Source organism: bacterium (genome assembly GCA_035528375.1).
Taxonomy (GTDB): Bacteria; RBG-13-66-14; RBG-13-66-14; order RBG-13-66-14; family RBG-13-66-14; genus RBG-13-66-14.
The window spans coordinates 53,278-79,858 of sequence record DATKYS010000072.1 but is presented as its reverse complement, the minus strand read 5'-3'; the positions used below and the strand labels follow the sequence as shown (position 1 = coordinate 79,858).

Annotated in this window: 27 protein-coding genes and 1 tRNA gene; 12 read left to right on the top strand and 16 right to left on the bottom strand. The window is 63.7% G+C overall.

Features of this window, described 5'->3' with window-relative positions; genetic code table 11:
- From VM054_05595 to VM054_05535, 13 genes are all read right to left on the bottom strand, one after another.
- Positions 1-690 (bottom strand): IS1595 family transposase (locus VM054_05595; GenBank protein HUT98536.1); only part of this gene is annotated, 690 nt, incomplete at its 3' end.
- Positions 691-1,166: 476 nt separating this feature from the next.
- Positions 1,167-1,466: an HU family DNA-binding protein gene (locus VM054_05590; protein ID HUT98535.1), complete on the bottom strand. Its 300-nt coding sequence runs from the start codon at positions 1,464-1,466 to the stop codon at positions 1,167-1,169.
- Positions 1,467-1,530: 64 nt separating this feature from the next.
- The gene (locus tag VM054_05585) at positions 1,531-2,493 is read right to left on the bottom strand and encodes an acyl-CoA dehydratase activase (protein ID HUT98534.1); all 963 of its coding nucleotides are present in this window, start codon (positions 2,491-2,493) and stop codon (positions 1,531-1,533) included.
- 22 nt (positions 2,494-2,515) lie between these two features.
- The gene (locus VM054_05580) at positions 2,516-3,622 is read right to left on the bottom strand and encodes a CoA protein activase (GenBank protein ID HUT98533.1); all 1,107 of its coding nucleotides are present in this window, start codon (positions 3,620-3,622) and stop codon (positions 2,516-2,518) included.
- Positions 3,623-3,750: 128 nt separating this feature from the next.
- Entirely contained in the window at positions 3,751-3,963 is a 213-nt protein-coding gene (locus VM054_05575; protein HUT98532.1) for a hypothetical protein, read from the bottom strand.
- Positions 3,956-4,936, bottom strand: a complete 981-nt coding sequence (locus VM054_05570) for an acyl-CoA dehydratase activase-related protein (protein ID HUT98531.1) — start codon at positions 4,934-4,936, stop codon at positions 3,956-3,958. The genes VM054_05575 and VM054_05570 overlap by 8 nt, the downstream gene beginning before the upstream one ends.
- Positions 4,937-5,000: 64 nt before the next feature.
- A complete protein-coding gene (locus VM054_05565; protein ID HUT98530.1) occupies positions 5,001-6,302 on the bottom strand; it encodes an AI-2E family transporter in 1,302 nt (433 codons plus the stop codon).
- Positions 6,303-6,974: 672 nt separating this feature from the next.
- The gene (locus VM054_05560) at positions 6,975-7,724 is read right to left on the bottom strand and encodes a FecR family protein (GenBank protein HUT98529.1); all 750 of its coding nucleotides are present in this window, start codon (positions 7,722-7,724) and stop codon (positions 6,975-6,977) included.
- A 16-nt stretch (positions 7,725-7,740) separates the two neighbouring features.
- Positions 7,741-8,508 (bottom strand): hypothetical protein, encoded by a 768-nt coding sequence (locus VM054_05555; GenBank protein ID HUT98528.1) that lies wholly within the window; start codon positions 8,506-8,508, stop codon positions 7,741-7,743.
- Between the two features lie 175 nt (positions 8,509-8,683).
- The gene (locus VM054_05550; protein HUT98527.1) at positions 8,684-9,568 is read right to left on the bottom strand and encodes a CsgG/HfaB family protein; all 885 of its coding nucleotides are present in this window, start codon (positions 9,566-9,568) and stop codon (positions 8,684-8,686) included.
- Between the two features lie 89 nt (positions 9,569-9,657).
- Positions 9,658-10,884: a DUF6175 family protein gene (locus VM054_05545; protein HUT98526.1), complete on the bottom strand. Its 1,227-nt coding sequence runs from the start codon at positions 10,882-10,884 to the stop codon at positions 9,658-9,660.
- Positions 10,885-10,966: 82 nt separating this feature from the next.
- Entirely contained in the window at positions 10,967-12,103 is a 1,137-nt protein-coding gene (locus VM054_05540) for an S-layer homology domain-containing protein (protein HUT98525.1), read from the bottom strand.
- A gap of 26 nt (positions 12,104-12,129) precedes the next feature.
- Positions 12,130-12,942 carry a hypothetical protein gene (locus VM054_05535; protein ID HUT98524.1) on the bottom strand — a complete coding sequence of 271 codons (813 nt, stop codon included), beginning with the start codon at positions 12,940-12,942 and terminating at the stop codon, positions 12,130-12,132.
- A gap of 184 nt (positions 12,943-13,126) precedes the next feature.
- Here VM054_05535 and VM054_05530 point away from each other — a divergent pair.
- From VM054_05530 to VM054_05520, 3 genes are all read left to right on the top strand, one after another.
- Positions 13,127-13,201: transfer RNA gene (locus tag VM054_05530), tRNA-Gly, on the top strand.
- Between the two features lie 47 nt (positions 13,202-13,248).
- Positions 13,249-14,247: a UbiA family prenyltransferase gene (locus VM054_05525; GenBank protein HUT98523.1), complete on the top strand. Its 999-nt coding sequence runs from the start codon at positions 13,249-13,251 to the stop codon at positions 14,245-14,247.
- 90 nt (positions 14,248-14,337) lie between these two features.
- Positions 14,338-15,225, top strand: a complete 888-nt coding sequence (locus tag VM054_05520; GenBank protein ID HUT98522.1) for a thermonuclease family protein — start codon at positions 14,338-14,340, stop codon at positions 15,223-15,225.
- A gap of 126 nt (positions 15,226-15,351) precedes the next feature.
- On the opposite strand, the gene VM054_05515 is transcribed toward VM054_05520, so the two are convergent.
- Positions 15,352-16,833 carry a HEAT repeat domain-containing protein gene (locus VM054_05515; GenBank protein ID HUT98521.1) on the bottom strand — a complete coding sequence of 494 codons (1,482 nt, stop codon included), beginning with the start codon at positions 16,831-16,833 and terminating at the stop codon, positions 15,352-15,354.
- A 127-nt stretch (positions 16,834-16,960) separates the two neighbouring features.
- Here VM054_05515 and VM054_05510 point away from each other — a divergent pair, with 127 nt between their 5' ends.
- From VM054_05510 to VM054_05485, 6 genes are all read left to right on the top strand, one after another.
- The gene (locus VM054_05510) at positions 16,961-17,620 is read left to right on the top strand and encodes a DUF4159 domain-containing protein (protein HUT98520.1); all 660 of its coding nucleotides are present in this window, start codon (positions 16,961-16,963) and stop codon (positions 17,618-17,620) included.
- A 15-nt stretch (positions 17,621-17,635) separates the two neighbouring features.
- Entirely contained in the window at positions 17,636-18,379 is a 744-nt protein-coding gene (locus VM054_05505) for a DUF1003 domain-containing protein (GenBank protein ID HUT98519.1), read from the top strand.
- A 318-nt stretch (positions 18,380-18,697) separates the two neighbouring features.
- Positions 18,698-19,501, top strand: coding sequence for a DUF169 domain-containing protein (locus tag VM054_05500; protein ID HUT98518.1), 804 nt, complete (start codon positions 18,698-18,700; stop codon positions 19,499-19,501).
- A complete protein-coding gene (locus tag VM054_05495; protein ID HUT98517.1) occupies positions 19,498-20,493 on the top strand; it encodes a glycosyltransferase family 9 protein in 996 nt (331 codons plus the stop codon). Before VM054_05500 ends, VM054_05495 begins: the two co-directional genes overlap by 4 nt.
- An 18-nt stretch (positions 20,494-20,511) precedes the next feature.
- Complete coding sequence (locus VM054_05490; GenBank protein ID HUT98516.1) at positions 20,512-21,090, top strand: phosphatase PAP2 family protein; 579 nt, start codon at positions 20,512-20,514, stop codon at positions 21,088-21,090.
- Positions 21,091-21,152: 62 nt separating this feature from the next.
- Positions 21,153-21,293, top strand: a complete 141-nt coding sequence (locus tag VM054_05485) for a hypothetical protein (protein HUT98515.1) — start codon at positions 21,153-21,155, stop codon at positions 21,291-21,293.
- A gap of 203 nt (positions 21,294-21,496) precedes the next feature.
- Here the strand turns inward: VM054_05485 and VM054_05480 are convergent, their stop codons facing one another.
- Positions 21,497-22,828, bottom strand: a complete 1,332-nt coding sequence (locus VM054_05480) for a cyclic 2,3-diphosphoglycerate synthase (protein ID HUT98514.1) — start codon at positions 22,826-22,828, stop codon at positions 21,497-21,499.
- Positions 22,829-23,115: 287 nt separating this feature from the next.
- A complete protein-coding gene (locus VM054_05475) occupies positions 23,116-23,415 on the bottom strand; it encodes a DUF3892 domain-containing protein (GenBank protein HUT98513.1) in 300 nt (99 codons plus the stop codon).
- A 300-nt stretch (positions 23,416-23,715) separates the two neighbouring features.
- Here VM054_05475 and VM054_05470 point away from each other — a divergent pair, with 300 nt between their 5' ends.
- The 3 genes from VM054_05470 to dxr all read left to right on the top strand — a co-directional run bounded on the left by VM054_05470 (position 23,716) and on the right by dxr (position 26,561).
- Complete coding sequence (locus VM054_05470) at positions 23,716-24,495, top strand: isoprenyl transferase (protein HUT98512.1); 780 nt, start codon at positions 23,716-23,718, stop codon at positions 24,493-24,495.
- 71 nt (positions 24,496-24,566) lie between these two features.
- Positions 24,567-25,409: a phosphatidate cytidylyltransferase gene (locus tag VM054_05465; protein HUT98511.1), complete on the top strand. Its 843-nt coding sequence runs from the start codon at positions 24,567-24,569 to the stop codon at positions 25,407-25,409.
- A 6-nt stretch (positions 25,410-25,415) separates the two neighbouring features.
- On the top strand, positions 25,416-26,561 hold the full coding sequence (gene dxr / locus VM054_05460; protein ID HUT98510.1) for a 1-deoxy-D-xylulose-5-phosphate reductoisomerase: 1,146 nt from the start codon (positions 25,416-25,418) through the stop codon (positions 26,559-26,561).
- Positions 26,562-26,581 lie beyond the last annotated feature (20 nt).

Genomic DNA, 26,581 nt, shown 5'->3' with positions numbered 1-26,581 from the left:
GATGAACAGGTCGAAGTTGCGTTTGAAGCCGCCGTGATAGACCTTCAGCCGCCGCTTGGCGTAGCCCCAGAAGTTCTCGATGCCGTTGATGTGGCTGCGGCCGTTGGAGAAGGTCTCGCCGTGATTGACGCGCTCGTGATGGAACCCGTTGAGCGACAGCTTGTTGTAGGCCGAGTAACCGTCGGTGTAAACGATGGAGTCCAGCTCGACGTTGGCCCTGATTGCGCCGATGAGCTGCTCGCCGTCGCAGCGTCGGGGGAGGATAACCCGGACCTCGCCGCCGCGCTTCAACAGGCCGAAGACGGGCACCTTCCCGGCGGCGCCCCGGCCGCGTTTGCCCTTGCGCACGCCACCGAAGTAGGACTCGTCGGCCTCGATGTGCCCGTGGAGCTTTGACAGTTGGGCCTCGCGGTCGGTGGCAATCCGCTCGCGCAGCCGTCTGTAATAGCGGGTAACGGTGACGTTGTTGAGAGACAGGTCCCGGGCCGCCGCGGCTGCGGGCACCCCCAGCCAGAACAGCCGGGCGATCTCCTTGAGCTGCTTGGCGCACACCCCGCGCCGCTGACGCCTGTGGGTGAACTTCTTGCCGCATCGTTTGCACTTGCGGCGCCCATCGGCCAGCGTGTACTGCCAACGGTAGTTGCAACGGGGGCACTTGATGTGCCGGTCGGATGACGCCTTTCCTGCCACTTTTGCCTCCTCACATCTGTGGCAGGATAACACTCCTCAATCAACGTGTCTCTAGCGTTATGAACACGGATAATGGTCCGTTTAGGTAAGACGATCCCAAAACTTTTAGCAAAAATAGAAAAATAAAAAACCAAATGAATACTAAAAGCATGGGAAAATGCAAGATTAATTATTTGTAAATGTACATAGAATAGGTATGGATTAATTACCAGGAATAGAATATAGAATTTTTTAAAACACCCCGGTTAATCCGGGGTGTTACGTCTGATAATGAGGGTTATGTATCCTACTTCTTCCTCTTGTGACGGTCCGCACGACGCTTTTTCTTCCTTTTATGAGTGGCTATCTTCTGCCTCTTGCGCTTCTTGCCAGAACCCAAGTCCCACCCCTTTGAATCTTGCTTTGAAATGAAGGGCCCAACAGGCGTACGAGGGCCCGACTATAGCATAAAGGCGAGAGATTTTGACTGCGTTTTTTTAATCGGGCAGGATGGACTTCAACTGCTTGGAGGGCTTGAAATGGGGGACCCACTTGTCTGCGACGCGGATCATCTCGCCGGTGCGGGGGTTGCGGGCCAGGCGGGCCCGTTTCTTGCGCAGGCGGAACGTCCCGAAGCCCCGGATTTCGATGCGCTGCCGGTAAAGGGTTTCGTCTTTTCCGGATTTCGTCAGGGAAACGGTTATCATATCCAGGATCGCATTTATCAATTCCGTGGTCTGTTTGAGCGTTAATTGAGTTTTTTTCGCGATCCGTTGAGCGAGGTCCGCCTTGGTCATTCCCCTACTCCTTTCCGCGAGGTCCAGCGGTTTTATTATCCATAAAAAGTTACTGCGATGCAAGTTATGAATTGCGCCCCACGGTGAGGTCCTGATACCGGCCGCACTTGTCCCCCCAGCGGCTGATGACGACCCCGTTCTGGAGTATCTCCACCACCTCGCACACGTTGGGGCAGTTGCCGCACTCGAAGCCGAGGGTTTTGTACTCGAACTCCGCCGCCTGGAAGCCTTTGAACCGGGTGGAACCGGTGACCGCCACGCGCTCCAGGGCCAGCTGGGCGGCGCCGATGGCCCCCATGACGTCGTGGTAGGGAGGGACGATGACCTCGAAGCCCAGGTGCCTCTCGAAGGCGCTCTTGATGCCTCGGTTGGCCGCCACCCCGCCCTGGAAGACCACGGGCGGCTTTATGTCCTTGCCCCGGGCGATGTTGTTGAGGTAGTTGCGCACCAGAGCCTCGCAGAGGCCGGCGATGATGTCATCGGTCGTGTGGCCGATCTGCTGCTTGTGAATCATGTCCGATTCGGCGAAAACTGTGCAGCGGCCGGCGATGCGCACCGGGGCGGTGGAGCGCAGCGCGTGGCCGCCGAAATCCTCGATGGGGATGGACAGGCGGGCCGCCTGCTGGTCCAGGAAGGAGCCGGTACCGGCGGCGCAGACCGTGTTCATGGCGAAATCCACCACGATGCCGTCGCGCAGAATGATGATTTTCGAATCCTGGCCGCCTATCTCGAAAACGGTACGCACGCCGGGGATGACCAGCGAGGCCGCGATGGCGTGTGCCGTTATCTCGTTCTTGACCGAATCGGCGCCGACGAGGACCGCGGTGAGCTGCCGCGCCGACCCCGTTGTCCCCACCCCGGCGATGTCGCCGGTCCGGTCGCCCAGAAGTTCCCTCATCTCCGCGAGTCCCCGCTGCACCGTCTCGATGGGCCGCCCCAGGGTGCGCAGGTACAGCTTCTCCACCACCCGGCTCTGTGGGTCTATGACGGCCAGATTCGTGCTGACCGAACCGACGTCCACACCCATGAACAGCTGTTCGCCCAAGTTGCTACCCCGCCAGGTGCGCCGGCACCGCCAAGGAACGCTTGCGGGCCATCAGGTCCACGAAGGCCTCCAGGCGGGTCATTATCCCCGCCTCGGCGGTGTGCTCGTCAATTATTAGTGTCATAACCGGTATTTTACATTCTTCCGAGACCCTCGTAAGGATGTTCTGGGCCACTATCTCGGGCATGCAGGTGAAGGGCATCAGATGCACGATGCCGTCGTAGCCCTCCCCGGCCAGTCGGACCGTCTGCCCCACGGTGACGAGGGACTCGCCGCCGGCGTCGTACGCCAGGTACTCGCCGGCGAAGGCCTTTGCCACCTCGCGGGTGTTCTCCTCCTTTGTCCCGCCCACGGTCATCTTGTGGTGCAGCCAGGCCGAAAGGGAGACCGGCCGCGTGACCAGCACCCCCATGCGCCCGAGCTTCCTCTCCAGGTCGAAGTTGACGAAACGCTCGAGAACTACGTAGAGCTCGCCCACAACGCCCACGCGCAGGAGCCCGCCCTCGGGGATGTCGCGCCGGGGCAGGTCGGCGAACTCGCGCCTTGCTCTCCGTTCGATGGCCCACAATTTTAAATAACCCCCGGCTTCGTCCACCGCCTGGAGGCACTTGTCCTGCAGCTTATCGGCCTCCCGGGGATTTTTGCACACCGGGCGCGCCTGCCGGGTCAGCTCCTCGACGTGCTCGATGGCCGAAAGTTTGCGCAGGCCGAATTTGAACGCCCGCCAGATGGTCAAGAGGGATTTACCGTTGGAGATGTGGCGGAACATCTCCACGAAATCCTCCTTGGTGTCCTGGGAGAAGTAGTAGAAAGTCACGTCGTAGCCCATGTTCCGCAGAATCTGCTCCTGGATGATGCCGTAGTAGCCGAAGCGGCATGGTCCGCCGCCGCCGATGACCAGGACGGTGTCCGCGCCCTGGTTCAGCGCCTCGATGAAGTCGCCAAGGTTGATCTTCAGCGGGAGGCAGGCGGTCTCCGGGGAGTGGCGCACGCCGAGCTCCAGGGTCCGCTTCGACGGCCGCGGCGGCACGACGTACTCGCGCCCCAGCGCCTCCAGAAGAACCCGGAGTGCGATGTACATGTTGCCCATGTGGGGGAAGGTCAGAATCATGCCTTACTTCCGCCCGTAGTACAGTTCCTCAGCCACCTCCCGGACATGAACCGGGAGCTTTTTCAGTGGATACTCGCCCCGGGAGATGGCTCCTGCGCGCCACCACCAGGGGGACGCCGAGGTCGGAGCTATCTGGTCACGATCCAACTCTTCGCCGATGTGCGCCGGTCGAGAACGGCCAGGTCTTCCGTGACATCTTCGCCCAGTACCTCGCCTATTTGAGTCCTGCATTCCAGCAGCGCTTCGGCCTCCTGCGACAGTGCCTCCTCCTCCGCCTCCGTTATCCAGCCCAGGTACGCCCGCAGGGCGTCGGCGTAGCTCACCGTTTTAATTTTACGCACGCCTGTCCCTCTTGCGCCGAATCATGTCCAGGAACGCCTCCAGGCGCGTCATGAGCCCCGCCTCACCGGTGTGCTCGTCGAGGACGATGGAGGTGTAAGGCATCCGGGGGTGCCTGGCCGCCACGGCCTCCACCAGCGTCTCCAGCATGGAGGCCGGTCCGCACTGGAAGGGCAGGACGTAGAAAACCCCGTCAACCTCCTCCTGGCGCATGAAGTACCCGGCGGCTCCCAGTATCTCCCGGCTCAGCGTCCAGTAGGGCGGGCGCTTGTAACTCCCCAGTTCCCGGTCCAGCGTCTGGTGGTCCACGCTCTCGTGGGTCAGAATCCGGCAGCCCATTCCGCGCAGGCGCCCTAAAATATCCAGGGAGATGAAGGGGTCGAAGAGGATGTAGGAGCGGCCTATTACCCGCAGCTCGAGCTCGTCCCCCTCCTCGGGGGCGACGTAGGGCTTTTCCTTTTCGATGGACTCCAGGAGCGCGGCGGGGTCCTTTCCCTGGATGCAGTCGGCGCGGAAGGCGGCCTGGGCCCTCTCGGCGGCGCCCAGGGCCTTTTCCGTCTCCTCGGGGCCGAACCCCAACAGGCGGGCCGCCTCACCCAGCGTCTCCAGAATCCCACCCGCACCCTTGTTCACGTCGGCCACCGGCGAAATCAGCGGCAGGTTTACCGAAATGCAGCTCTTCACCATGTCCGGCAGGCCGATGAACTTCGGGCAGAGGGATGATCCCGTTTCCAGGCTGACCAAGCGGGGGAGGAAGATGTGATCCACGGAGCCCTCGAGGGCGTGGATGTGCCCAAAAGTCACCTTGAGCGGCAGGCAGGCGTCGTCCACCGTCGAGGCAATCCCCCAGGCGACGAGGTCTTTGTTGCTCGGGGGCGAGACTACCAGCTCGACGCCGAGGCGGCGGAAGAAAGTGGCCACGAGCGGCAGGAAGCGGTAGTAGAGGATGAGGGTCCGGGGGAGCCCGATGCGCATTGAACTCCTCAATTACCTACACACGCGGTCGGTAATGGTAAACCGGCGGTCCGGGCTTGTCAAACTAATCCGGTTTACCCAGTCCCAGATAGATGGGGCTCCGGCGGTAGAAGCGCTCCACCTGCAGGGCGATGACCTTGATCACGGCCGCGATGGGCACCGCCAGGAAGGCCCAGACTATGCCGAACTGCAGGCCGACCAGCACGGAGAGAATCAAGAGCACCGCGCCGAGGCCCACCTTCTTCCCCACCACCAGGGGGTCGAGAACGTAGCCCGAGATGGTGAAGCTCACCACGTAGAGCGCCAGGGTCAAAAGCATCGTCGGGGCGGGATCCGGGGTGAAGAATGCCATGGGCACGGCCACGGCCCCGGCCACCACCGGGCCGAGGAAGGGAATGAAGTTCAGTATTCCGGAGATGACCGCCAGGGGGATGAAGAAGGGCACCCCCAGGAGCCACAGCCCGACTCCGGTCACGACCCCGATGAAGGCGCAGGTGACGAGCTTGGCACGGAAGAAACCCACGAAGACGCGGTTCACATCATCGCCGAAATCTTTCACCCGCCCGTGGTGCCGCTGGGGGACCAGGTCGGTCAGCCGCTTCTTGAAGCGGTCCACGTCGCGCAACAGGAGGAAGGTGAAGATGGGGATTAATACGAGATTCCCCAGGTCGCCCAGGCTCGCCAACAGTCGCTCCAGGAGGACCGCCACGTCGGGGATGGCCTCGGAGATGGCGGTCTGGAGCCGGGCGGTGAGCGATTGCACCGCGTCCCGAAGCTCGGGAGAGCCGCCGGCGATTCCGTCCAACCACCGCTCCACCCGACCCACCAGGCTGGTGAAGTCGAACTCACGCAGACGGGCGATGTCGTTCCGGACCGTGGGAACCAGGAGCAGGGCCAATCCGACGATAAAACCGACGGCCACGACGATGACCGTGAGCGCGGCGACGGCGCGCAGCCGCCCACCCTTCCGGTCCTTCGGCGGCTCGGCGTGCTCGTGGCGGGCCAGGCGGTGGATGAATTTATCCACCTTATCCGCCGCCGGGTCCAGGAGAAAGGCCAGAAACAGGGCGACGACGAAGGGGAAGAAGGCGTCCCAGAGGTTGAATACGCCGTAGATGACGCCGGCGACGGTAACCAGGGCGATGAGTGAGATGGCCCGCGAGTCGTGATAGGCGAAGGGGACCAGAATCAGCACCAGGGCGAGCCAGACCACGAAGGGGGAGACGACCGGCCAAACCAGGTACACGAACAGGCCCAGGAAGCCGAGGAAAACGACCATGACCGTCCAGAGCGGCACCCTGCCGGTCGGCCGCCTGGGATAGTCGGTCGGGATGAGGTCGTGGTCGTCCGGCTCCCTGTCCGTCAAGAGACGCTCCCCTCCGTGCTGCGGTGACCTAGTATAGCACGATTTATAAACAAGATGGGACCGGGGGAAAGCCGGCCCCGCGGGCGGAAAGGCCCTTTTTGGGATCACACATCCGTTTCGGACCCGACCCGACCAGATAGGCGTGGATCACGCGTAACCCTCGTAGGGGCCGACCTTCAGGTCGGCCCGATATTTCCCTCTCCCTTTTAGGGAGATGTGCGCCTAAAGGTTAGGGTGAGTGTCGGATATTAAAAAGTTAACCGGGCAGGGTACGGAGCCCCCGCCCTACATCTTGCAGCGCGGCGGTGAATTAACGAACGGGCGGGTGTGGACACCCGCCCCTACGCTGAATCGTTGGCCGTTTCTTTAAACGTCGTAGGGGCCGACCACGGCGCGCCGTTTAGGTCGGCCCGCGGCGGCCCGCAGAGGGGCCGCCCTACGTCAGCGCACCTTGGGGTGGAGGCTGCCTTAAAAAAACGACGGGGATTAAAATCCCCGCCCTACTTATGTGCACGACGACCAAAAACCGGCCGGCTCAGACCAACCCATATTGAAATAAACGGTCCGGGGACGGTTGGCCCTCTTTACCGGCCCAGGCTGAGACACGCGGCTCTGATAACGGCGGTCTTCCTTAACGGCCCAACGTGTGGCCCGGATGATGGTTGGCCCTCTTTACCGGCCCAACTCGGCGTCGCGCTCATGGTTCCAGGTGACCCACTCGTCCAGCTCCAGCTCGTCCTCGGGTGAGAACTCCCCGGAGGCGGCCACGGAGCCGTCGGGCGCTATGTAGAGCTGCTGCATCCCACCCAGAATTACCTGGGTCCACTGCTCTTCGGACACCTCGTGAGGTCCCGAGACCTCGTGCGGGCCGACGACCTCGTACCGCTCACCGGACTCCCCCTCGCCTTCGGTACCCTCGGTCTCCCAGAACATGGGGCCCTCGATGGCGGCCATGGGATTCCACAGCTCGACGCTGCCGTCATAAACGCGCAGAAGGGTCGAGGTGTCGGGGTAAACGTCGGTGCGGAAGACGGTCCCCCGGCACGCCGCGGTGGCCGTCGGCGTCTTGACGACGTAGTTGCTCGCGGGGTCGGTGAAGGGGGTAACGGTGGACCACAGCCTGCCGCCCGTGGAGGAGACAACCGTGCTGGTGGCCAGCCCGCTGGTGGACGACCGCTCGATGGTCAGATCGGAGTTTGACGAGAGGCGGACGAGGGAGCCGTCGTCGAAGGCTATCTCCGTTCGGGATCGGTCCCCGGTATGGACGATGTCCCCGCCCTTGAGGCGCGATCCGAGGGAGGCCGAGAAGCTCTCGCCCCCGCGGAAGACGCTCACGCTCCCCACCATGTAGGTCACCTCCGCCCCGGCCAGGGCGGCGGTCAAGAGGGTCGCGCAGAGGAGTATAAAAGCCCGTTTGATCATCTTGTAACCCCCGCCGCTACAGTTCCTGCACGGCCAGTTGTCCGGGCTGGAATCCGCCGCCGGAGATGGGCTCGGCCAGCGACTCACCCGGTCCCACGGTCTCGATCCTCACGCTGCCTATCCGGCTTCCCCGCTCCCCCCGGACGTTCGCGGGGGTGTAGATGACGAAGATGTCGCCCGGAGCGGCGTTTTCCTCGAAGCCAATCGGAAGGATGACCCTGTCCCCTTCCACATCGGTTATCCAACCCGACCAGGGTGTCTTTTCGAAGGCTGGTGCAAGGTCCTCCGCCAGCTTGTCCACGGCTCCCAGGGAGGCACGCCCCTCGAGTGTATCCAGGAACTCCTCGTTGGGTCCGATGACCATACCGGGGTGCCAGCGATTCGTGTTGCTCTGGGCGAGGAGCTGCTCGGTCTGTGTTTCGGTGATGAACTCGCCGGTGGGCGCCAGGTAGAGCCGGATTTCGAGACTGACGTCAGCCTCGTCCCGGCGGAACCCCACCTCCCCAAAACTCTCCGAGAGCCCGAAGTTGTGAACCTCGCCGATCAGGTATATCTGGACGCCCAACTCCCGCAGTTGAGCCGGGAGGGTGAGCACCGGTCGCTCCAGGGAGCCCGGTTCCCGGTATTCCGTCCCCAGGGCGACGGTCCCTCCGAGCTCGACGACCAGGTCCCTCCGTGTCAGTGGGAGAATCCCGGGCAGCTCGCCGAGCCTTTGGGCGAGCATCTCCTCCAGGCCGCGGGCCTGCTCCTCGGTCACCTCGAGCCCGGGCCGCAGATCAACCACAAGGAGCCGGTCTATCGTCGGCGCGGAGGCGGTCTGGGTGAAGAGGCAGCCCGCCAGAGAGAGGAGCGCGATTGTTCCGTAAAATCTTCGCGTCGGTCGAGTCCGATTTTCCGGCCGTAAAGCCGGGGCGGGAGGGATACGCCCGGCCCGCCCCGTGGTCATTCAAAGGATCGGGTCAGAACGTATTCTCCCGGACGATGTCCTGGGCGGAGAAACCGCCACCGGCCACGGCCCGGCATATGGCGTATTTCTCCTTGACTTCCATCACCTGCACGGTACCGATGAGGGTTTCCTCGGCGCCCAGGGAGATGCCGGTGACGGGGTCTATGAGGTCCTCGCCTTTCTGGTAGATGCGGAACTCCATGCCGGTCTCGATGCCGGAGTCCATGCCGGCGTTGATGTAGACTTTCTCGTCGTCGGCCTTGACCACGGCTCCGGTCCAGGGTACGTCCTTGAGCTTGATGATGATGGCATTGACGATTTCGTCAATGGCCTGCCGGGCGGCCTTGCCCTCCAGGGTGTTGTCCCAATCGGAGCCCTTGCCGATGATCATGCCGGGGACCATCAGGACGCCGCCGGTCTCCGATTCCTCACCGGTGGCCTCGTGGCTGAAGATGATCTCGCCGGTGACGGTGTCTATGATGCGGATGTTGAGGCCGACGCGGGCCGTAACGCGGGAGAAGCCGATGCCGCCCATGAAGGTGCCGAGGCCGACCTCGTCCTTCTGGGTGGAGAACTCGGTGACCGCGCCGTAGACGATGGCCTGCACGCCGAGGAGCTTGCCGATCTCCGGGGCGGTCTGGGGGGTCACCAGGCCGGTGGTGCCCAGGGCCTGCTCCTTCATGATCGCGGCCAGCTGCTCCCGCTCGAAGACCTGGAACTTGCCGCAGTTGACCAGGGCGGTGGCCAGCACGTCGGACAGTCCGGTTCCCACGTTGTAGGAGCTGCCGGCCTTGTCCTCCAGCTCGGAGATGGCGATGCGCTTGCGCATGTCCATGGCGGAGGAGGCGACGGCCAGGCTGAGCACGAATACCAGGGTCGCGAGAACGATTTTACGCATGGAAAGCCTCCAGGCCTAGTTGAAAAGGTTACACGTAAGGGCTTCGCCGTTACGGAACTCTCTCGGTCAGCACGGTGAAGCCGTCCGCATTATTCCGTGCTGCCCTCTTTGGGCGGCGTCTCGCCCTTGGGGGCGATGGCGATGTCAACCGTGTTGCGCGTCTGACCGTAAACGATGACCTCGAAATCGCCCTCGGCGCGGGGCTTGTAGTTTATCTCCTTGGCGATCTGGGCCGCGTCGTAGTCAGAGGCTATCTCCAGCTTGGCCGTGAGGCCGAAGTGGCTGCGCACGATGATGTTCTCCACGCCGCGGATGCTCTCGCGGAGCCAGGTCTGGAGCTTGGTCAGCGTGGCGTTGTCGGCGTTGTAGACGGTCATCTGGACCGTGGAGCCGGTGGCCGCGCGGCGGGACCAGTCCTTGAGGATCTGGCCGATGACGACGTCCGAAGCGGCCTTGGCCGCCTTGCGCAGCGCCTCGTTGCCGCCGGCCAGGTCGTCGGTATGGGCCGCCTTGTCGGACTTGGAGGTGGAGGCGATCAGCGTAGCGGTGTCGGTCTCGTAGACCTTGATGTTGCAGGTGGCCTGGTAGGACTTCATCCCCGACCCGGCGGTGACGCCGTATGCCACGATGTCGGAACCCTTGACCACGGCCTTCCCGGTGAGCACGTACTCGGCGCCGTACTGGAGGCCGATTTCGGCGGCGGCCAGGGGGTCGCCGGTGAGGGCGGCCTTGACCATGTCGCGGTCAATGTTGCGACGCGCCTGCTGCGCGTCCACGAGCGGGAAATCCTTGTCGAGGAAAATCTCCTGCAGCGTCATCTCGGTGGTGCCCATGTCCAGGGAGTCGTACCAGTAGTAGTGGTAGCCCTCCAGCATGTTCTCCTCCTCGATGATGATCATTATCCGCGGGTTGCCGATGAGGGCCGTCACGGTCCGCACGTCGAGATCGTCGAGCTTGGCCTGGAGCATGCTACGCGCGATGGTGCACTCCACCTCGACCTCGTAGGAGTTCTCGAAGGAGCCGTAGCCCTCGCTGATGATATTGTATCCGAGGACGTAGGCGGTGGCTCGGGCGTAGATGGAGTCCTCCAGGGTCGAGAACATCTCCACCATGGTCTGTGAGTCCAGAAACATGCCGGTCTGCTGCTCGACGGCGTTCCGGAGGGCGTCCTTGACGGCGTCGTCGCGGGCCTTGGCGATGTCGCCCGAGTAGATGACGCCGAGGCCGGTGCTCCGGACGGTGATGGTGTCCTGGGCCTGGACCACTCCGACCAGGCAGAGAACCCCTACGAGCAAGATGAGGGGGAATGTACGCATCGTAACTCCTCGGCCGTTGGGCGGCGCGTCCGCCCCCAGGTTAAAACGTCTAAGGGGGCGACCGGGCCGCCCCCCGAAAATCCTAGTAGTGGGCGAGGATGGTCTCTACGGTGCGGACGGCGCTCACGGCGTCGGTCCCGGTGATGAAGTCCAGCGGCCGGAAGAAGCCGTCGGGGTCGCCGGCCAGAATCCCCCGGCTGGTGCAGGCGACGATGGCGCCGTAGGCGAAGTTGTCCGCCCGTACGTCCTTGAAGATGCTATCGCCGGTTATGCCCCGGGTCATGAGGTCGGGGTCGCCCGTGGTCAGGGACAGCACCTTGGCGGCCAGCATGGCGAACTCGGAGCGGTTCAGCTTGGCGTCGGGCAGGAAGCTGCCGTCGGGGTAGGGCTCCATGAGGCCGGTTTCGATGCAGAGGTTTATCTCGGGCAGGGCCCAGTGCTCGGCGATGTCGGTGGCGTAGTAAGAGGTGGCGCCGGTTTCGGGCTCACCGGGGCCGACGAAAACGGGGCCGCCGTAGCTCGTCACCGACCGGCGCTCCAGGCGCGACAGGTCGAGCTCGCGGGCGAAGAGGGCCGCCGCGTCGGCGCGGCCGATACGGTAGTTGAAAGCGATGGCCCGGTAATTCTGGTCGTCCACGCCCTGCATCAGCCGCTTGGCCACGGCGAGGCGGTCCCAGGCATCCTGGACCTCGGGGTTCGTCGGGTCGAGCTCGAGGGCTCGGGTCAGGGCGTAATTGGCCTCGTCCCAGTCGCCGACGCATCCGGCGGCGATGCCCCACCAGAGCGCGCCCTCGATGTTCTCCTTGTCCTCCTGGGCGGCGGCCTTGGCCAGTAGGCGCGCGTTGCGGGCGTCGCCCCGCTCTATCATGACGCGGGCCTTGCCGATTTTGCCGTAGATGTCGTCCACGTCGAGCCCCATCGCCTTCTCGAACATGTCCACCGCGTCGTCCAAGAGCCCCTTGCGGGTCTCGCCGGTGGCGTCCTCGCTCTGGCGCAGGTAAACGTAGCCGATGCCGGAGTAGGCGGAGGCGCAGCGGTGGTCGAGGTCTATGGCCCTCTCGAAGGCGGCGATGGCGGCGTCGTACTGGCGGTTCTCCAGGTATTTGTGACCGGCCGCCACGTGGGTTTCCGGCGTGTCCATGGCGGTTTCGCCCTTCTTGCAACCCGCCGAGAATAAGACCAGGGCGATGATGGCAAACCCTATAAGTAGCTTTTTCATCGTAATCCCTTCGTCTGAAAAGTTGCTTAAAGGACGATCGTCACCCGGCAGTCGGAGATGCCGCTCACGTAGGGAATCTTCGAGCCGTCGGGGTTGCTGACGATGATGTCGCACTTGGCGGCGCCGGTGACGCTCACCGCCCGGATGACCATGGGATTGGTCCCGACGCGGTCGCCGCCCCGGGCCTCGTCCACACTGCGCGCGTAGCCCACGATGCCCACGGATACGGCGTAATCGCGGCTCACGTTCATCGGTCCGTAGAGCACATCGCCGGACTGGTTGACGATTTTCGGGCTCATGGCGGGCATGACGCCCAGACCCGATGCGTCAATGATCAGGCCGGTGTTGTCGCTGCCGCCGGGGTGGACCGTGGTGTTGTAGTTTTCGGTCAGGACGGCGTCGGCCAGTTGACCGTCCAGGCTGATGGCGAAGGTGCGCTCGATGGAGCCGTCGCTCATGTAGCGGGGGCTGCCCACCTCGTACGCGCCCTGAACGACGCCGGAGACGCGGGCGATGATGGTGTCGTCCACCGTCTCGAAGTTCTGGATGGTGGTGGTGGAGTTGATCTGAACACCCTTGACCTGCTCGAGGAGGTCGCGCAGGGCGACTATCTTGGCGGCGCGCATGGCGTTGGCGCGTTCCCGGGCGGCGTTGACCGGGTTGTCGGAGACGACGCCGATGCCGGTGGCCGAAATGGTCCGCTCGCCCCAGTTCGTGATGCCCACGCCCCCCCTGTCCTGGGGGGTCTGCGGGTCGTAGGTCGAGCGCTGGACGCCGGCCCAATCCTGCGCAAGAACCAGGACCGGGATAAGCACCACTAGCGCTAAAAGCTTCTTCATCTCTACCCTCCTGGGTGGCTTCCGCTCGGCGCTCGCAGGGCCGAGCTTTGGCATTTGAAAAATTTTTTGGCAGAACGTTGCCTTGCGCTCAAATTGGATAAGTATAGCAGGAACCGGTGTCTATTACAATACGGATTTGAAATTGCTTTACACGGTGTCGGGGCTGTGCTATAAATAGTTCCAGGCGGGGTTAATTCAGCGGTAGAATGTCAGCTTCCCAAGCTGAACGTCGCCGGTTCGATCCCGGTACCCCGCTCCAGCCCGCCGCTGCGCTGTCTCGGCGGCTTTTTGCCGACCGGGAGGGGATTGGGTAAATACCCCCACGAGGAGGGAAAGGTTCCCTTCGACCGGCCCAAAACCAACCGCGGGCTCGGCCTGCCGCGCTGGTTCTGCGTCCTCGACTACTTCTTCCTCCTCCGCCCCATGATTCTCATCCCCGTTTGGCTGTTCCTACTCCTGGGTCACTACCACGCCCTGGACCTCATCGGCGCCTACCGCTGGCTGGACCAGCTCTACCCCGCCCCCGACCTCGCCGTCGTCTTCGTCGCCTATTCCCTCCTCGTCGGCGGCATCTACGTCAACAACCAGATTCACGACAGCCAAACCGACAGGCGCAACCGCAAGCTCTACCTGATCTGCGACGGCTACATCTCCTTAAAAAGGGCCTGGGTGTACCAGGGGGTCATCCAGGGGCTGGCCCTGGCGAGCTGCCTGTGGTTCTGGAATTCGGGCTACACGTGGGTCATCCTGGTGAGCATCCTGTTGGGATTCCTCTACAACACGCCGCCCTTCAAGCTCAAGGGGCGGCCGGTCCTGGACATCCTGGCCAACGGGCTCGGGAACGGATTTTTGAACGTGGCGGTGGGCTACGTGGTCGTCCTGCCCTTCACCTGGGGTTTCCCGACGATCTGCCTGCCCTACGTCCTCGCGGTAGGTGCCGTCTTCGCCAACACCACGGCGGTGGACACCGAGGGCGACGCCGAATCCGGCGAGCGAACCTCCGCCGTGGTCTTCGGGGTCCGGGCCGTGGCCTGGATCGCCCTGGGCCTGATGGCGGGTTGCGTGGCCCTGGCCGCCCTGTGGGGCGTCTGGCCGGCGCTCGTCGCCGGGGGGATCAGCCTGCCGCTCTTCATCCCGGCGCTCACCGGCAAACGCAGGTGGCTCAAGCTATCCTACACGGCCACGACGGGCGTTTTCGCCCTGGCGGCCGCCGCGCTCTTCCCCTGGTTTCTGCCCTTCCTCATCCTCGTGCTGGCCCTCACCCGCCACTACTACCGGCGCAAATTCGGCCTGAAGTACCCTTGACAAAAAAGGCTTCTTTAACAATAATTTAACTTCACTTAGTCGTAAAAGAAGATTATCAACCGCTCATCTGCTTACATAGGGAGGTCAGCCATGTCTCAGGTTAAAATATTCTGGGACCCCATGGGATTCCAGCTCGATTCCCTGACTGATACGAGGTACTCGAGTTTGACCGACGGGGACACCCCCAAGGTTTTAACCTCAATCCGGATGCTGAGTATAGACACACCTGAAACCCATTATATGGGCAATCCCTCAAACCACGATCCAAAGCTGACCCAGTTAGCCGACTGGATCATGGAAGGCAAGTCGCCAGTCAATGAAGGCCTGGCACAACATCTGCTTCCGAAACTCGCAACGGGTAGCGCAGGCACACTTCAAAAGACGCAGGGCGAGGCCGCAAAAAAGGTATTCGAGGGGTTAATCGAGGAGAAGCTGACGAAATCGAACGGAAAGAAACGTAACGTGTTTCTGTGGGCCGCAGATGAACACTACGACCAGTACGGACGACTACTCGCCTACGTCTCTCCTTACTACACCCCCAAAGAGCGTGACTCGATGTCCCTCGGGCAACGCGCAACATTCAATCTTCTCATGGTTGAATCTGGCTGGGCCGCATCATTTCCCATATATCCCAGCCTGCCAAAGCACGTTGACCTCGAAATGCTTCACCGGGCGGCGAGGGAAGCTTTTGAAAAGAAGAAGGGGGCGTGGGCCGAAGAACATTATGTGCCAGGCTATGAGTATCGGATGTGCATGAAGCTGTATGAGGTCACCAAGAAACTGACGGCCGGCAAGACGTCAACCTCAAAAGAGAAATACGGATGGGTCGAGCGCTTCTGCGTTGACATGACCACGCGTGAGATATTCTACCCTCAGAATTACTACAAGGTGAAACCCTACAACCGTATCTTTATCTGGCCGGAACATGTAACCGAAGCTGTGGGAAGACTGAACCTTACCCCGCCATTGGATGAATGAAAAACTCCCCCGCCGTTAGGCGAGGGCAAAACTTTTGCATGGTTTCCACGTTAGGCACAGCACGCTACAATGACTCATAAGGGATGCGACCCCGTCGCATCCCTTTTATTCGGTTCACGCATAGCCCTACAGCCTCAAAAGCGCCTCCCGGGCCGACTGGGCCACGTTTTCGTTCCCGTCCGCGGCCAGCTCGTCAAGGTATGGCCCGGCCTCGGGGACGGCCATCTCGCCCAGGGCGATGGCCACGGCCTGGCGCACCTCGGGACGCTCGTCGGCGGCCAGGGCCGCGACTTTCTCGAAGGCCACGGCGGGCATCTTCCCCAGGGCCACGGCGGCGTTCTCCCGCAGAACCTTGACCTCCTGGGTCAGATTTTCCAAAAGCTTCGGCAGGGCCGCCAGTTGCAGGTCCCGGTTTTGCGTGTAGCCGAAGAACCAGATGGCGAAGGCGCGGAGCTTGGGATCGGGGTCCGACAGCCTGGCCAACAGGAGCTTCGTCGCCGGGGCGCCGTTGGCCTCGAGCATGTCCGCCGCCGTCTCGCGCAGGTCGGGGTACTTCAGCGCGTCGAAGAGCGCGGAAATCGCCTTGGCGGTGCCTATCCGCCCCAGGGATTCGAGGGCGACCTTCTTGACGTCCTGCCCGGCGTACTCGGTGGTGTCGGCGAGGATGTCCACCAGGGCCGTGGTGGCCTCGGTGAGGCCCAGGTAGCCCAGATAGTGGGTGCACATCACCTGCAGGGCCCTGTCCTCGCTCTCGCGCTTGGTGATGAGGGCGTTGATGGCGTTCATCTTGAGCTGCCCGAACACCCGTTGGGTGACTTCCAGCGCCGTGTTCGAGGCGGAATCGGCACGAAGGGTCTCCAGGTACGTGGGGGGCGGCTTCTGGAGCGACTGGAGGCTCAGGGTGATGTACTTGCGCGGGATGGCGTTCTCGTTGCCGATGCGGTTCAAAAAGCGCCCCACGCCGTCTATCTTCGTGTCGGCGAAGTCCTCGGCGGGATTGGGTGTGTATCCCTGAATGGCGGCGGTAACCTCTTTGTAAAGGGGCATCTTCGGGTTGGCGAAGGCGAGCATGGCCTTGTAGAAGCTCTCCCGCTCGTACTCGGCGAGGGCGGCGTTCAGGGGGCCGACGGACGGCTCGCCGATGGCCACCAGGGCGCGGCTGGCGGCGATGCGCCTCTCCTCGGCCGCGTTGTAGAGCTCCGTGTCATCCAATTCCTCGGGCGTGAAGCCGAGGGTGCGGATCAGCGGCTGCACCGCCCGCTCGCCGAACTGAACCAGGCTGCGTCCCGCCTGGCGGCGCACCTCGGGGTCGGGATCGTCGAGAGCCTTGACCAGAATATCAACCGAGTCGGGATTCTGGAAGGAGCCGAGCCCGCCCGCGGCTTTGGCCCGGATCCGCGGGTCCTCTCCCTCGTCCTCCAGAACGCGGTGCAGATGGGCTACCGCCTCCGCGTCGCCGGTGGCGATGAGGTCGTCCACCGCCGCCAGGCGCACTTCCGGGGCGTTGCCCTTGTCCTCCAGGTCGGCCGCCGCGCCGGACAGGCTGGGTCCACCGCAGCCCGTGAATAGAAAAACGAGAGACGCCGCCAGAAACAGACACCGCAACATGGATGCTCCTTGGAAAGATGGCAGTGGACCGGCTAAAACTATCACAATGCGGTACCTTTGTAAAGCCTGGCCGCCCACGGCGGGATTCGCGAAATTTTCCCCGGTCTTCGGGTATAATTCCCCCCGGATGAGAAAGGCGGCATTTTACATTCTGCTCCTCTTCGCGGCGACGGTCCAGGCGGCCGAGCCCCCGGCGGTCTTCACCATCGCCCGGCTGCACTACGGCGGCGGCGGAGACTGGTACTCCGACCCCAGCTCCCTGCCCAACCTGTTGAAATTCCTCCACGATTCGACGGGGCTGGAGGTCGCCCCCGACGAGGTCGTGGTGGAGCCGGCGACCCCCGAGCTCTTCGACTACCCCTACCTTTACCTCACCGGCCACGGCAACGTCAGCTTCACCCCTCTGGAGCTGGAGCAGCTCCGCCGCTACCTGGACGGAGGCGGCTTTCTCCACATAGACGACAACTACGGACTGGACCCCTACATCCGCCGGGAGATTCTTCGCCTGTACCCCGACGAGGAGCTCGTCCTGCTCCCCTTCGACCACCCCATCTACCACTGCTTCTTCGATTTCGTTGAAGGTCTGCCCAAGGTCCACGAGCACGACGGCGAGCCGCCCCAGGGCTACGGAATCTTTCGGAACGGCCGGCTCGTCCTCTTCTACACCCACGAGTGCGATCTGGGCGACGGCTGGGAGGACCCCGAGGTGCACAAGGACCCCTGGGAAATCCGCGAGGCGGCCCTCGAGATGGGCGTCAACATCATCATCTACGCCCTGACCCACTGAGACGGAGGATAAGCCATGCCCGCCGTGAAACCGGACGACGTCTGCCCCGTCTGCGGCCGACGGCTTCCCGCCGCCGAGTTGGTGCCCGGGGAGGCGGTGCGCCCCAGCCTGGTGGAGCTCATTAAAAAAGACCATCCCGACTGGGACCCGTCCCAGCCCATCTGCAACGACGACCTCAACCGCTACCGGGCGCTCTACGTGGAGCGCCTGATCCAGAGCGACCTCGGCGAGCTCACCGACCTCGAGGCCAACGTCGTGCGCAGCCTGAGCCACCAGGAGCTCCTGAGCAAGGACGTCAACGAGGAGTTCGAGGGCAGGCTGACCCTGGGCCAGCGGACGGCGGACAAAATCGCCTCCTTCGGCGGGAGTTGGCGGTTCATCATCATCTTCTTCACGATTCTCCTGGGGTGGATCGGTCTGAACGCCTTTCTGCTCATGAGTCGCCCCTTCGATCCCTACCCCTTCATCCTGTTGAACCTGGTGCTCTCCTGCCTGGCGGCCATCCAGGCGCCGATAATCATGATGAGCCAGAACCGCCAGGCCGCCAAGGACCGACTGCACTCCCAGCGCGACTACGAGGTCAACCTCAAGAGCGAGATAGAGATTCGCTCCCTGGGCGAGCGGCTGGACCACATCATCCACCACCAGTGGCAGCGCCTCCTGGAAATCCAGGAGGTCCAGACGGACCTGATGGAGGAGCTGGTCAAGCTGAAGGGTGAGACCACCGGTCGAGCCGGTGAAGACGGTCCGGCCCGCTGAACGATGCGCCACCCCGCCGCCGTCGCCCTTTTGTTCCGCGCCGTGTTCGACCCCCGGGGTGTCGCCAGGAACGGGGAGGCCCTCGAGCGTCTCAACGGCTTGTGATTGCCGCTGATGGCTCTGCGCTGGCTAGCCTACGTTCCCATCTACGCCCTGCGGGATTACGGCACCCTTTAACCGTCCTTCGTCGCTCAGCCCTTCGGCTTGGACATGGGCAACTAATGGATTTTGGAGTTTTTTACCACATCGGTCTTACCAACCTCTTACTGATGTTCGTCTGTATTTCCCCGTGCGCGTTCAGGGTGGAGGTAAAACGGTATGGACAGCGTGCTCGCCCGGGCGCTCGGGTTGGAATACCAGCCGGTGGCGCTATCCCTCGCCGACGAGGCGCCCCCCGGAGCCCGGACGCCGAGTAAAGGCAGGGCCTGCGTGATGCGCTATCTGGTGGACGCGGCCCGGGGGGAAACGGTCGCCCTGGAAAGTGACACGGTGTCCTGCCGGGGCGGGCTCATCGGCCTGGGATTCGCAAAAGGCGTTTCACACATGCCCGGCGGCGAGGAGGGTTTCTACCGCTTCCTCTCCACCGGCAACCGCCCCCATTTGAAGGAGTTGGGCCTGTCGGAAGCCGGGATGAGCGATGACTTCCTCGACGGCGAGCGTTACCTCAAAAACCCAGAGCTGGTGAAGCTCTTCGTCAAGGAGCTGCCGGCCGTAGAGATTTTTCAAAGGTACGTGGTCCTCCGGCCGCTCTCCACCGTCCAGCCGGACGACGAGCCACTATCCGTGACCGTCCTGGCCGACCCGGACCAGCTCTCCGCCCTGGTCGTTCTGGCCAACTACGGCCGGGGGACCGCGGACAACGTAATCATTCCGATGGGCGCCGGCTGTCACCAGATAGGCATCCACGTCTACCGCGAGGCGGAGCGGGAAACGCCGCGGGCCGTCGTCGGCCTGACGGACCTCTCCGCGAGGTTGTGCGTCAACGCCCTGATAGGCGACCGCTACCTGACCTTCTCCGTTCCCTGGCGGATGTTTTGGGAAATGGACCGCGACGTCCCGGGGAGCTTCCTGGAGCGGACCACCTGGCGGAAACTGACCGCCCTGCGGAAACGGAAGAGATGAAGTTTCTGGTCATCCGCCTGTCCTCCATGGGCGACGTGATTCTGACGACGCCGTTCCTGCGCGCCCTGCGTCGGCGGTTCCCCGAGGCCGAGGTTCACTTCCTGACGAAGGCGCTCTACGCCGGGCTCATCGCGTCGCATCCCGCCGTGGACCGCGTTCTCCGCTTCGATGAATCGGCGCCCCTGTTGGAAACCGGTCGGCGGCTGCGCGGGGAACGCTACGACGCCGTCTTCGATTTGCACAAGAACCTGCGCTCGATTCCCCTGGCCCGGATGGCGCGACCGGGCAGGGTTCTTCGGATTCACAAGGCGACGCTGCGGCGCTGGCTTTTGATCGTCTTCAAGCTGGATTTGTTAAAGAACCGGGGCGACCAGCCCGCGGTGTGCATCGAGGTCGGGGCCAGGCTGGGGCTGACCGACGACGGCGACCCGCCGGACGTTCACCCGCCGGGAGAATCTCTGCATATAGCCGACACCCCGCTGGCGGAAATCACCCCTCCCCTGTGGGGGCTGATACCGGTGGCCAGCTCCTGGAACAAAAGCTGGCCGCACTTCGCCGAGTTGGGGAGCCGGTTGACGAAAAGATTCGGCGGGACCTGCCTCCTCTTCGGCGGCCCCGACGACGCCGGGCTCTGCGACTCCATCGCCGCGGAGATCGGCCCCGGGGCCGTGTCGTTCGCAGGTCGGCGGGAGCTTACGGATACGGCCGCCTTACTCCAACGCTGCGCCGCCGTCGTGGGCAACGATACCGGGCTCACGCACCTGGCGACGGCCGTGGGGACGCCCACCGTAGCCCTCTTCGGCCCGACGACCCGCCAACTCGGCTACTTTCCCCGCGGGGCGCACGTGCGGGTCCTGGAGCGGGAGATGGATTGCCGACCCTGCACCAAGAACGGCCTGGAGCGTTGCCCCCGCCGCCGGGACCTGGCCTGCCTCGCCGAGATTATCGTCGAGAACGTCATGGAAGCCTGCTGGACGCTCATCGGCGCATAAAGAACGGTCGTTCGGCCCATGCTGGAAAAGCTCACCGCTTATTACGACCGATTCGACCTGGCCCTCTTCCGGGCGCTCAACTCGGCGGGGAACCCATTCCTCGACGGGCTCTTCACCGTTGTGACGAACCGGTGGTTCGGCATCGCCCTGGGGCTCGTCGTCTGCGCCTGGTTCCTCTACACAAAAAGGTGGGGGGCCCTGCGCGTGATCGCGGCCCTCATCCTGGCCGTGGGACTCTCCGATCTCATCGGCTACCGCGTTTTAAAGCCATTCTTCGCTCGTATGCGACCCTGCTACGCCCTGCCCGCCGGGAGTTTTGGCTGGGTGGTCCACGCGGCGAACGTGGGCTCCCTGCCCAGTCTCCACGCGGCGAACCTCTTCGCCTGGGCCCTGGTGGCCACATTAGGTGATAAGAGGCTGGCCTGGGGCGCCTACCCCCTGGCCCTCCTGGTGGGCTTGAGCCGTGTGTACCTCGGGGTGCACTGGCCCACGGACGTTCTGGCCGGGATGGTCTGGGGGAGCCTGGTCGCCCTCGGCTGCTGGTTCTTGACCGGCTGGATTGAAAAACTGATTAAGACGCAGAGGAAGAAGGAGTGAAAATACAGGTTCCGGTGGGCTATTTCTAGAAGTCCGGAAACACCCGGGCCCTGGCCGAGGCCGTGGCCGAGGGCGTGCGCGAGGTCGAGGAAGTCGCCTGTGTGTTGAAGGACGTATCCGCCATCGTCCAGGACGATTTTCTGGAATCGGGGGGCGTCATCCTCGGTTCGCCGGGTGAGGGTGAGTACCGGCAGGTGACGTAGGGGCGGGTGTCCACACCCGCCCGTTTTTTTACCCCTCACCCTGACCCTCCCCCCAGAGGGGGTAGGGGACCAGCGGAAGCCCTCACCCCGGCCCTCTCCCACGGGGAGAGGGAAATCCATGCGGCGGCCCGCAGAGGACTCGTCGTACGGGGCCGCCCTACATCCGGTGTTCGATGACCTCGGGGTCGCCCGTCTCTTTCGTCTCAGATGAACGCCCGCTCCCGCAGAACATCCTCCAGGGTCGGTCGCCCTATCTCCTGGAGCTCGTAGCGCACCCGCGTCGAGGGGCAGGGGATTTTTACGAGGCGCCCGAGGTTTATCGGCGTCCCGACGACCACGGAGTCTATGGCCTCGTCCTTGACCATCCCTTTGATCGTTGCCTCCAGGTCCTCGACCTGGGCCGAGCCGTAACCCATGGCGGGCAGGAGTACTCCGATTCCGGGGTACTTGTCAAAGGTTTCGGCGATACTGCCCACGGCCCACCGGCGCGGGTCAATGAGCTCCGCCGCGCCGAACCTCTCCGCCGCCGCCGTCCCGGCCCCGAACTTCATCCCACCGTGGGTGAGCGTCGGGCCGTCCTCGATGACCAGCACCCGCTTCCCGGTGATGACCGTCGGGTCGTCCACGAAGATCGGGCTGGCCGCCTCGACCACCACGGCCCCGGGATTCGTGGCGCGGATGTTCTCCCGCAGGAGGGCCAGCTTCTCCGGGGGCACGGCCCCCAGCTTGTTGATGACTATCACGTCGGCCAGGCGCAGGTTCGTCTCGCCGGGGTAGTAGGAGAGCTCGTCCCCCGCCCGGAAGGGGTCCGTCACCACCACGGTCAGATCGGCTCGGTAGAACGACGTGTCGTTGTTGCCGCCGTCCCAGATGATGACGTCGGCCTCCTTCTCCGCCTCGCGCAGAATCGCCTCGTAATCCACGCCGGCGTAGATGAGGTTGCCCGCGGCGATGTGCGGCTCGTACTCCTCCATCTCCTCGATGGTGCACTCGTGGGCCTCCAGGTCGGCGAGCTCGGCGTAGCGCTGCACCCGCTGTTTCGCCAAATCGCCGTAGGGCATGGGGTGGCGGACGGCGACGACCCTTTTTCCGGCGGCCTGGAGGAGGTCTATTATCCGGCGGCTGGTCTGGCTCTTGCCGCATCCGGTCCGGACCGCGCAGACGGCGATGACCGGCTTGGAACTCTCCAGGGTCACCGCGGGGCCGCCCAGTAGTAAAAAGCTTGCCCCGGCGGCGTTGACCAGGCCGGCCCGGTGCATGACGTAGGAATGGGAGACGTCCGAGTAGGCGAAGACGACGAAGTCCACGCCCAGGTCCTTGATCAGGCGGGGCAGCGCCTGTTCCTCGTGGATGGGGATGCCGTCGGGGTAAAGCTCCCCCGAGAGCTCCGGGGGGTAACGGCGGCCCTCGATGTCGGGAATCTGGGCGGCGGTGAAGGCCACGACCTCGTAGGCGGGATTCTTGCGGAAGAAGGTGTTGAAGTTGTGAAAGTCGCGCCCCGCGGCCCCCATGATGATGACCTTTTTCCTGTCCATGCTTCGCTCCGTGCGGATGCGGTCCAGTGGAGACAAGGGGTTTACCCCTTGCCCCCGGATGCGGACCCAATCTTTGAAAGGGGTGGGGTGGAAATTTTTGAAGCTATGCGGGGGGCTCGGAATCGGAGAAACGGGCGAGGCGGCGCAACCGGCGGGCCCGGGCGCCGTGGGGGGTCAGAGCGTTGTGGTGGAAGACGCGATACATGGGCGAGTCCCTTTAAAATGACACCCCATGTTTACCACGGGGTGCCGGCAAAGTCAACCGAACGCCTGACCCTAAAAACGTCTCAGCATTCCGGCAGCTCGCCCAGATTATCGCTTTCTCTGTAGTTGGCGTCCGTGCGCAGGTAGCGTTTCCCGTTGACCGTCACGATGTGGACCAGCGCACCTTTACGCCACTCTCCATCACTGTCCTTCGTTATCGTGCAGAAGGAGTATCCCGCGTCCATTCTGCCCAGCACCCATGAACGGGTCCGCGTTGTTGCGGACCCCACGCCCCCGTTCGAGTGTTCCCGCACCCCCACCTTCTCGATGTGTCCCTCCTCGTAGGTGCAGCAGGAGATGAGGTAATCCGCCCACTTCGCCATTTCTCCTCCTTTACTGTGATACACACTCAGACTATTATGATTTTACAGGCCGTTTTTCAGGCGTCAACAGACTGAAGTCATCAAAATGAAAAGGCGGTCGTCGGGCCGCCCTTCGGTCGTAGAAAAACGGCGTCACCAGGACGTTTCGAGGATGTCCGGCGTGTCGGCGTCATACTCCACCCAGCCGATGAGAAGCGGACCGTGTTCAGTTCCGGGAGAAAAGCCGCGGCCGACATTCCCTTGACAGTCCAGCGTTTCGACCGATATACTGCCTACGCCCTCGACCCTTCGAAAAAGCCCTTGCCCCGTTTCGACACCCAGAGCCAGAAGCCCGAGGTCCCGCGCTTCACGCGGCTCCCGCGCCACGTGGCGATAATCATGGACGGTAACGGCCGCTGGGCCGCCGCCCGGGGCAAGCCGCGCATCTTCGGCCACCGCCGCGGCATGGAGCGGGCCAAGGACATCACCCGGGCCTGCGGCGACTTGTTAATCGAGTCGCTTACCCTCTACGCCTTCAGCCTGGACAACTGGAAGCGCCCCAAGGTCGAGGTGGACGCCCTGATGCGCCTGTTGGTCAAGTACCTCAAGAGCGAGCTCGGGGAGATGATGTACTCCAACATCCGCTTCCGGGCACTCGGCGAGCGGGGTATGCTCCCCGAGGCGGTGCGTGAGGCCGCCCGCGGGGACGAAGAGATGACGGCCAAGAACACCGGGCTCAACCTCAACCTGGCGGTGAGCTACGGCGGCCGGAAGGAGATTCTGGGCGCGGTCAACCGGCTCCTGGAGGAGGAGAGGCAGGGGACGCTACCCGCCGGTCCCGTGGACGAGGACGCCTTCGCCCAAAGGCTCTACACCGCCGGTCAGCCCGAGGTGGACCTGTTGATTCGGACCTCGGGCGAGCTGCGCGTGTCCGATTTCCTGCTCTGGCAGATAGCCTACGCCGAGCTCTACCTCACCGAGGTCTTCTGGCCCGATTTTTCCCGGGAGGAGCTCTACCTGGCGCTCAAGGACTACGAGGGGCGGGAACGCCGCTTCGGCGGCGTCGGCGGGGATAAGGGGCGGCGGGCGCCTACCACCTGACGCTCACCGTCAGGGAACCGGGCGTGGTGGATTTTGACGTAAACTTCGATTAAACTGCGCGGTACGCGGTCATGGAAGAAAAAGCTCCGAATTTCCTTTTACGAACCCTTTCCGGCTTGGTCTGGGCCGGTGTTTTTCTCTTCTGCGCCTGGTACGGCTCCACCTGGCGCTGGGTCATCCTGATGGGTCTGTGCGTCATCGGCGGCGTGTACGAAATGCGCAACCTGACCCGGGAGAAGGGAAAGGCGGCCGATCCCTTCCTGAGCGGCCTGGGCGCCCTGGTCATTCTGGCCGGCGCCTGGTTCCGCGGGGTCGAGGGCCTGGCCTACGGGTCCCTGGCCGCGGTGCTGGTCAACGCGCTGACGGTTCTGCGGCGTCGGTACGAGGGCGCGCTGGAAATTTTCGCCCGCAGTGTCCTCACCTCGTTCTACCTGGGCCTGGGGACGGGGGCGGCGGTGCTTCTGGGACATGGGACCCGGGGTGGGCCGCTGCTGGTGGTTACCCTGGCCGCGCTCTGGATCGCGGACACCGGGGCCTACATCGTCGGCTCACTCTTCGGCAGGCATCAGCTCGCCCCGCATCTGTCACCGAAAAAGACCGTGGAGGGGCTCGTCGCCGGCGTCGTTCTGGCCGCAGGCGGCGCCTTGACCCTCGAAACCTACCTCTTGAACGCCGGTATCCGGGGGAGATACATCCTCATTCTAGGTGTGGTGGTCGCGCTGGCGGCCCTCCTGGGCGATCTGGCCGTCTCGGCGATCAAACGCGACGCGGGGCTGAAAGACACCGGCAGCATCGTACCCGGCCACGGCGGCCTCCTGGACCGGCTGGACAGCTTCCTTCTGGTCATGCCCGCAGTATGCCTCTATCTGATAAGTCTCCAACACATCGGACTCTGGAACGGCACCCTGGGCTGATTTTCCATGCGTAAACGGACGCTCTCCATTCTCGGCTCGACCGGCTCCATCGGACTCAAGACGCTCACCGTCGCGCGGTCCCTCGGGTTTCCGGTCGTCGCCCTGGGGGCCCTGGACGAGGTCGAGGAGGTTTTCGCCCAAATCGAGGAGTTCAGGCCGCGTCTGGCCTTCCTCTTCGACGAACCCGCCGCGGAGGCTTTGGCGAAGAAGACGGCTGGATTCGGAACCGAGGTCGCGTCGGGGACCGAGGGCCTCTTAAAGCTCGCCCGGGTGGACGGGGCGGACACTTTCGTCGCCGCCAGCTCCGGTTCCGTGGCTCTCGAGGCGACCTACGAAGCCGTCCGCTCCGGCATGGACGTGGCCCTGGCCAACAAAGAAGTTCTGGTCGCCGCCGGGTCGCTCTTCATCGAAGCCGTCAAAGAGCACGATGTGGAGCTGCTCCCCATAGATTCGGAGCACTCGGCCATCTGGCAGTGCCTGGGCGACCGCCCCCGGAGCGAGGTCGCCCGGCTCATCATCACCGCCTCGGGCGGCCCCTTCCTGAACCGATCCGATCTGACGGACGTAACCCCCAGCGAGGCCCTCCGCCACCCCAACTGGAGCATGGGGGCCAAGATAACCGTGGACTCGGCCACCCTCTTCAACAAGGGGCTGGAGCTCATCGAGGCCCACTGGCTCTTCGGAATCCACGACGTAGAGGTGCTCGTCCATCCCCAGTCCGTGGTGCACAGCCTGGTGGAGTTCGCCGACGGCTCCGTGCTGGGCCAGCTCGGTCGGCCCGACATGCTCCTGCCGATCCAGTACGCCCTGACCCACCCGGACCGGGTCGCGGGCCCCGCGCCGAGACTCGACCTGACACAGACGGACGGACTCGAGTTCTTCCCGGTTGACGAGAACCGTTTTCCGGCGTTGGGTCTGGCCCGGCGGGCGCTCTCCGCGGGCGGCCTGGCGCCGGCGCACCTCTCCGCCGCCGACGAGGTCGCCGTGGAGGCCTTTCTGACGGAGAGAATCCGGTTCACCGACATACCGCGCGTCCTGGAGCGCGTTTTGGACGAATTGGGCGCGCCGGGGTACACCACCCTGGGCGAGGTTCGCTCCGCCCTGGACGCCGCGAAGGAGCGGGCGGCCGCGCTCGTGAATCGCGGATTGTAAATACCGCCACCCCCCTAAGG